This window comes from Amnibacterium sp. (assembly GCF_036559085.1).
Classification (GTDB): Bacteria; Actinomycetota; Actinomycetes; order Actinomycetales; family Microbacteriaceae; genus Amnibacterium.
Map to the genome: position 1 here is coordinate 20,012 of NZ_DATBTU010000041.1, position 7,150 is coordinate 27,161.

The following is a 7,150-nucleotide window of genomic DNA, read 5'->3' on the forward strand; positions in this document are numbered from 1 at the left end:
TCCTTCGCTCCCGTTGGATCCAATCCACCGGTCGATCGGCTCCTCAGGCGCCGATGTGCGCTGAGGCTGTTGCCGTTGGCGACAATGTTCATCTACAGTGAACGCACTGCGCAAGGGCTCCCGTCGATGGAGAAGAGGGTCATGCCGAAGCACGTTCGTCTCGAAGCCGCCGTCCCGTGGGTGCGGCTCACCACCACGCCCGAGGACTGGAAGGCGGCGGACCCCGGCCTGCTGGTCGGCATGCTCGCCGAGCTGCACCTCATCCGGGCCTTCGAGGAGACGGTGCTCGAGCTCGCCGGCGAGGGGCTGGTGCACGGTCCGGCCCACTCGAGCATCGGCCAGGAGGGCGGCGCGGTCGGCTCGATCATCGGGCTCCGCTCGAGCGACGCCGTCAACGGCTCCCACCGCGGCCACCACCAGTTCCTGGCCAAGGCCCTCACGCATGTGAGCGGCGGCCGCTTCGACCCGGAGCAGCTCGTGGTGCCGAAGGTCGACGAGGTGCTGCAGCGCACGCTCGCCGAGATCCTCGGGCTCGCGCAGGGCTACTGCGCGGGCCGAGGCGGGTCGATGCACCTGCAGTGGTTCGAGGCCGGCGCGCTCGGCACGAACGCGATCGTCGGCGGCGGGGTGCCGATGGGCGCCGGCAACGCGTGGGCGCAGCGGCATGCCGGCACCGACGACCTCACCGTCAGCTACTTCGGCGACGGCGCGGTGAACATCGGCTCGGTGCTCGAGAGCATGAACCTCGCCGCGGCGTGGAAGCTGCCCTTCGGCTTCTTCATCGAGAACAACCTCTACGCCGTCTCCACCGAGGTGCACGAGGTCACCGGCGAGGCGCGGCTGTCCGGCCGCGGCCCCGGGTTCGGCATCCCGGCCTGGCAGGTCGACGGCATGGATCCGCTCGCCGTGCACCTCGCGATGGAGGAGGCGGGGGCGCTCATGCGCGGCGGCGAGGGGCCCGCGGTCATCGAGGCTGAGGTCTACCGCTTCTTCCACCAGAACGGCCCGTACCCCGGCAGTGCGTTCGGCTACCGCTCGAAGGACGAGGAGGCCGACTGGCGCGGCCGTGACCCGCTCGTCCGGGTCGCGACGGAGCTCGCCGCGCTCGGTGTGCTCTCGCCGGAGCAGGACGGTGCGCTCCGCAGCCAGGCGCAGGCCGCGATGAAGGACGTCGCGAGCCGGCTCACCGAGGCCGACCCGGAGCAGGCGGGCAAGCGGCGCATCCGGCCCGAGCTCTGGCCCGACCCCGAGTTCGTCGACGTCGGCGTCCGCGGCGACGCATCCGAGCTGGACGGCGCGACCGTGCTCGAGCCCCTCGGCTACGAGGGCGAGACGTCGACACGGAAGTTCGTCGACGCGGTCGCCGGCGTGATGCAGCGGCGGATGGAGCAGGACGAGCGGATCGTCGTGCTCGGCGAGGACGTGCACCGGCTGAACGGCGGCACGAACGGCGCGACCAAGGGACTTGCGAAGGCCTTCCCGGACCGGGTGCTCGGCACCCCGATCAGTGAGAACGCCTTCGTCGGCCTCGGCGGCGGGATGGCCCTGGACGGCCGCTACCGGCCCGTCGTCGAGTTCATGTACCCCGACTTCCTCTGGGTGGCGGCGGATCAGGTGTTCAACCAGATCGGCAAGGCGCGGCACATGTTCGGCGGCCGCAACCCCGTGCCGCTCGTGCTGCGCACCAAGGTCGCGATGGGCTCCGGCTACGGGTCGCAGCACCTGATGGACCCGGCCGGGGTCTTCGCCACGAGCCCGGGCTGGCGGATCGTCGCCCCGTCCACGGCGGCGGACTACGTCGGGCTGATGAACGCGGCGCTCGCGCTGCAGGACCCGGTGCTCGTGATCGAGCACGTCGACCTCTACCCGCTGAACGAGGAGGTGCCGGTCGACCTCGACTACCAGCTGCCGTTCGGCAAGGCCGGCATCCGGCGCGCCGGCAACGAGGTCACCGTGATCAGCTACCTCTCGATGGTCCGGCACTGCCTCGAGGCGGTCGAGCAGACGGGCGTCGACGCCGACGTCGTCGACCTTCGCTGGCTGGACCGCGCGTCGCTCGACTGGGAGACGCTCGGCGACAGCATCCGCAAGACGAACGCGGTGCTCATCGTCGAGCAGGGCGCCCAGGGCACCTCCTACGGCGGCTGGCTCGCCGACGAGATCCAGCGGCGCTTCTTCGACTTCCTCGACCAGCCCGTGCAACGGGTGACCGGCGGCGAGGCGAGCCCGAGCATCTCCCGGATCCTCGAACGGGCGGCGATCGCCCGCACCGAGGAGGTCGTCGCGGGCCTCGAACGGATCGTGCAGGGCATGGGGCAGCGCTCGTGAGCTCGATCATCCGGATGCCGGAGGTGCTCGCGAACACCTCCGAGGCGGCGATCCAGACCTGGCTCGTGCGCACGGGCGAGACCATCGCGATCGGCGCGCCGCTCGCGGAGGTCGAGACCGAGAAGGCCGTGGTCGAGTACTCCGCCGAGGTGGAGGGCACGGTCCTCGAGCTGCTCGTCGGCGAGGGGCAGAGCGTGCGGGTCGGCGACCCCATCGCGGTCGTCGGCGACCCCTCCGAGGCGCGCTCCCCGGACGAGGCGCCCGCAGCGCCTGCGGACGAGGCCCAGCAGCCTCCGCAGGAGCAGGCGCCTGAGCAGGCGGTCGCGCCCGAGCCCGAGACCGCGCCGGAGCAGGTGCCGTCGCCGGTCGCGGACACCCCGGCCGAGCTGCCGGCGGACGACGCGACCCGGCAGCCGGGCGGCCGGCTCTTCGCGAGCCCGATCGTCCGCCGGCTCGCCAAGGAGCACGGCCTCGACCTCGCGCGGCTCACCGGGACCGGCCCGTCCGGACGGATCGTCCGCCGCGACGTCGAGCGGGCGCTCGCCGCCGCGCCGCCCGCCCCGGCCGTTCCCCCCGCACCGGCTGCAGCCGCCCCGACGCCGGCCGTTCAGGCGCCGACGGGAACGGACTTCGAGGACCTGCCGCTCAGCGGGATGCGCCGCGCGATCGCGCGGCGGCTCACCGAGAGCAAGACGACCGTCCCGCACTTCTACGTCGTCGGCGACTGCCGGATGGACGCGCTGCTCGAGGTGCGCCGCCGGCTGAACGAGGTCGGCACGGTCAAGGTGTCGGTCAACGACCTCCTGATCAAGGCGGCAGCAGTCGCCCTCCAGCAGGTGCCCGACGCCAACGCCATCTGGACCGGTGACGCCATCCGTCGCTTCCGCTCCGTGGACATCGCCGTCGCGGTCGCCGTGCCGAACGGGCTCGTCACCCCGGTGGTGCGCGGCGTCGAGGGCCGGTCGGCGGGGTCGATCGCGGAGACCGTTCGCGACCTCGCCGAGCGGGCCCGTGCCGGCCGGCTCAAGCAGCAGGAGCTCGAGGGCGGCAGCTTCTCGATCTCGAACCTCGGCATGTTCGGCGTGCGCGAGTTCAGCGCCATCATCAACCCGCCGCAGTCCGCGATCCTCGCGGTCGGCGCCGCGCAGCAGCGACCGGTGGTCGTCGACGGCGCGCTCGAGGTCGCGACGATGATGACGGTGACCCTGTCCGCCGACCATCGTGTGATCGACGGGGCGCTCGCGGCGCAGTGGCTCGCCGCGTTCACCGCCGCCGTCGAGCAGCCGTTCCGCCTCCTCGTCTGACGAAGGGCCCCGCATGACCGACTCACTCGACCCGGCGATCCGGCCCCGCGTGGCCTGGCTCGGGCTCGGCCGGATGGGCACGGCGATGGCCGGCCGGCTGCTCGACGCCGGCTTCCCGCTCGCCGTCTGGAACCGCACGCCGGCGAAGGCCGACGGCCTCATCGCCAGGGGAGCGACCAGGATCGAACGGATCGAGGACGCGGCCGAGAGCGACCTGATCTTCTCGATGGTGCTCGACGACACCGCGCTCGACGACCTCGCCGCGGCGCTCGCCGACGCCCCGGCCGCCCGGCGCCGCGCGACCGCCTGGATCGACGGATCCACGGTGTCGGTGGAGGCCGCGCAGCGGGCCGCCCTCGCTGCCCATCGCGCCGGTCTCGCGTACGCCTCGGCCCCGGTCAGCGGCAACCCCGGCGTCGTCGAGTCCGGCCGGGCGATCTTCGCCGTCTCCGGCGACGAGGGCGCGATCGCCGCGGTCGAGCCGGTGCTCGCGGCGCTCGGCCGCGCGACGTACCGCGTCGGATCCGAGGCGCAGGCGAACGTCGTGAAGCTCGCGACGAACGCGCTGCTCGCCGTGACGATGCAGGCGCTCGCGGAGGCGGCCGTGCTCGCCGACCGCGCCGGCGTCGCCCGGCGCGACCTGCTCGCGTTCGTCAACGACAGCGCCGTCGGGTCGCCGTTCAGCGCGTACAAGACGCCCGCCCTGGTCGGGCTCGACTTCACGCCGGCGTTCACCGCCGAGGGGCAGCGCAAGGACGTCCGGCTCGCGCTCGGCCTCGCGCAGGACCTCGAGGTGCCGATGCCGGTGCTCGCGGCCACCGAGGTCGCCTACTCGCGCCTCATCGCCAGCGGCCTCGGTGCCGGCCTCGACCTCGCCGCCGTGCTGCTGCAGGTCGCGCGGGACGCCGGGATCGAGCTCGCGGCCGAGGGCGACTGACGCTCAGACGAGGATCATCCCGCCCTCGATGGCCACGATCTGCCCCGTGATGTAGTCCGAGTCGCTGCAGGCGAGGAACAGCGCGGTCGGCACGATGTCCTCCGGCTGCGCAGGCCGGCCGAGCAGGATGTCCGCCGCCATCGAGTCGAAGCCCGAATCCGCGGCGCCCATGGCGGCGAGGTCGGCGTCGAGCTGCTTCCAGAGCGGCGTCGCGACCACGCCGGGAGCGAAGCCGTTCACGGTGATGCCGTGCTGCGCGAGGTCCCGGGCCGCGGCCTGCGTGAGGGAGATCACCGCGGCCTTCGAGGCGCTGTAGGGCGCGAAGCTGGGGAAGCCCGTGCGGCCCGCGATCGACGCCGTGTTCACGATCTTGCCGCCGCCGCCCTGCTCCAGGAACCGCTTCGCCGCCTCCTGGATGCCGATCAGCACGCCGATGGCGTTGATCCGCATGATCCGCTCGAAGTTCTCCTCGGTGATCTCGAGGAACGGCATCGGCGCGTTCATGCCCGCGTTGTTGAACCAGACGTCGAGCCGGCCGAACCGCTCGACCGTCGCCGCGACGGCCGCCTGCACCTGCGCCCGGGAGGTGACGTCGACGTGCATGGCGAGCGCCGCGCCGCCGTCGGCCGTGATGCCGTCCGCGACCGCCTGCACCGCCTGGTCGTTCAGGTCGGCGAGCACCACGTTCGCGCCCTCCGCCGCCAGCCCGCGGGCGATGGCGGCGCCGATGCCCGACCCGGCACCCGTCACGACCGCTGTCCTCGACGCCATCCGTCCTGCCATGTCCGCTCCTTCGCGTCCCCGTCGCCGGCCGTCAGCGCGGCTGGTCCTGCCCTGGATCCGTCAGCTCGAGATCGACGATCGAGCGGGCGGCCACGAACGAGGCCATCCACTCGACGGCCGCGCGGTGCTCGGGATGCACCTGGTAGCGCTGCAGCGCGTCCCGGTCGGTGAAGTCGGCGCAGAGGGCCACGTCCCAGTGCTCGGCGCCGCCCACGACATCCGGGCCGACGCGGAGCGACAGGACACCGGACAGCAGGGCGGGCAGCGCCTCCAGACGGTCGCGCATCCCGGCCGTCTGCTCCGCACGCTCGGCGGCGGACCCGTCGGCCAGCCGGAACAGCACGAGATGGCGGATCATCGCGCTCACCTCTCCTCGTCGATCGGTGCTGTTCAGTATGACAGAACGGCCGTAAAGTGGCACCCGACGGCCGAGGAGGACGCATGTCGGGGAAGCGGATCGCGGTGCTGGGCAGCGGCGCGCAGGGCTCGGGTGTCGGTGCGGACATGGTGCGCGCCGGGCTCGACGTCACGTTCATCGAGCAGTGGCCGGCGCACGTGGAGGCGATCCGCGAGCGGGGCATCGAGATCCGCATGCCGGAGGAGACGACGCTCACGCAGGTGCGGGCGCTGCACCTCTGCGACGTGGCCACGCTGCGGGAGCGGTTCGACCTGGTGTTCCTCGTGACGAAGGCCTACGACTCGCGCTGGGCGTGCGAGCTCATCAAGCCCGTGCTCGCGGACGACGGCCTCGTCGTCGGCCTGCAGAACGGGATGAGCATCGACGACATCGCCGCGGTCGTCGGCCCCGAGCGCACGATCGGCGCCGTCATCGAGATGGCCTCGAACATGTTCGAGCCCGGCATCGTGAACCGGGAGAACTCGCCCGCGACCGCCTGGTTCGCCGTGGGTGCCTACGACGACGCGACCAAGGGGCGCGAGCAGGAGGTCTGGGACGCCCTCCACCACGCGGGCACGGTCGAGATCTCCGACGACATCCGCTCGTCGAAGTGGATGAAGCTGGTCGCCAACGCCGGGGAGCTGGTGCCCTCCGCGATCCTCGACCTGCCGCTGGCCGACGCCGCGGCGGTGCCCGGGGTGCGCGAGTTCATGGACCGCTGCTGCCGGGAGGCCGCGGCTGCCACGATCGCGTCGGGCAGCCGGCTGCGGCCGGTGTTCGGGCTCACCGAGGCGGACGTGACCGACGCCGACACGTACGCGCCGGCGCTGCTCGACATCGTGCTGCAGAAGTTCTCGTCGCCGACCACGCGCACGACGGTGCTGCAGGACTGGATGAAGGGCCGCAGGGCGGAGGTGCAGGAGATCAACGGCGCGGTCGTGCGGGCGCTGCGCGCGGCAGGCTCCGCGGCTCCGGCGAACGAGCGCACGGTCGAGATCGCCCTGCGGATCGAGGCGGGCGAGCTCGCCGCCGACCCGCGGAACGCCGAGCTGCTGCTCGGGGCGCCCGTCTCGGCCTGACCGCTGTCGCTCCAGGCGGCCCGGGGAGCCGTCCCGGCTTCATGCGGGTGTGCCGAACGTGGCTGCAGGCGCCGGGTCCGGTCCCGGGCGGCGCATCCGCATGCATGCGGGACGCGCGCCGCGCGCATCCGACGACCGGATGTCGCCCAGCGGTCACCGATCCGTCCCCCAGGAGCGGGGCCCGCGCGAGTAGCGTGAGCCCGTGCCTTCGGACATCGACCGATCCGCGCCTGTGCTCGCCCTGCACACCCGGCTGATCGATGCGCGCCTCGAGGACCTCTGGCGGCTCCACTCGGAGATCGACGCGTGGCCGTCGTGGCAG

At 72.9% G+C, this 7,150-nt stretch carries 6 protein-coding genes; 4 read left to right on the forward strand and 2 right to left on the reverse strand.

The genetic code is table 11. The features are described from left to right. Nucleotides 1-141: 141 nt before the first annotated feature. From VIG76_RS07260 to VIG76_RS07270, 3 genes are read left to right on the forward strand one after another with little or no spacing between them, the layout of a single operon-like run. Complete coding sequence (locus tag VIG76_RS07260) at nucleotides 142-2,328, forward strand: alpha-ketoacid dehydrogenase subunit alpha/beta (protein WP_331952608.1); 2,187 nt, start codon at nucleotides 142-144, stop codon at nucleotides 2,326-2,328. Then, the gene (locus VIG76_RS07265; RefSeq protein ID WP_331952610.1) at nucleotides 2,325-3,632 is read left to right on the forward strand and encodes a dihydrolipoamide acetyltransferase family protein; all 1,308 of its coding nucleotides are present in this window, start codon (nucleotides 2,325-2,327) and stop codon (nucleotides 3,630-3,632) included. Before VIG76_RS07260 ends, VIG76_RS07265 begins: the two co-directional genes overlap by 4 nt. A gap of 13 nt (nucleotides 3,633-3,645) precedes the next feature. Continuing rightward, nucleotides 3,646-4,569, forward strand: coding sequence for an NAD(P)-dependent oxidoreductase (locus tag VIG76_RS07270; protein ID WP_331952612.1), 924 nt, complete (start codon nucleotides 3,646-3,648; stop codon nucleotides 4,567-4,569). A gap of 3 nt (nucleotides 4,570-4,572) precedes the next feature. On the opposite strand, the gene VIG76_RS07275 is transcribed toward VIG76_RS07270, so the two are convergent. Both VIG76_RS07275 and VIG76_RS07280 read right to left on the reverse strand, forming a co-directional pair. Next, on the reverse strand, nucleotides 4,573-5,352 hold the full coding sequence (locus VIG76_RS07275) for an SDR family NAD(P)-dependent oxidoreductase (protein WP_331952614.1): 780 nt from the start codon (nucleotides 5,350-5,352) through the stop codon (nucleotides 4,573-4,575). A 31-nt stretch (nucleotides 5,353-5,383) separates the two neighbouring features. Beyond that, nucleotides 5,384-5,710, reverse strand: a complete 327-nt coding sequence (locus VIG76_RS07280) for a Dabb family protein (protein WP_331952618.1) — start codon at nucleotides 5,708-5,710, stop codon at nucleotides 5,384-5,386. Nucleotides 5,711-5,793: 83 nt separating this feature from the next. On the opposite strand from VIG76_RS07280, the gene VIG76_RS07285 reads away from it, so the two are divergent. Continuing rightward, on the forward strand, nucleotides 5,794-6,828 hold the full coding sequence (locus tag VIG76_RS07285; RefSeq protein ID WP_331952616.1) for a ketopantoate reductase family protein: 1,035 nt from the start codon (nucleotides 5,794-5,796) through the stop codon (nucleotides 6,826-6,828). The last annotated feature ends 322 nt before the right edge of the window (nucleotides 6,829-7,150 follow it).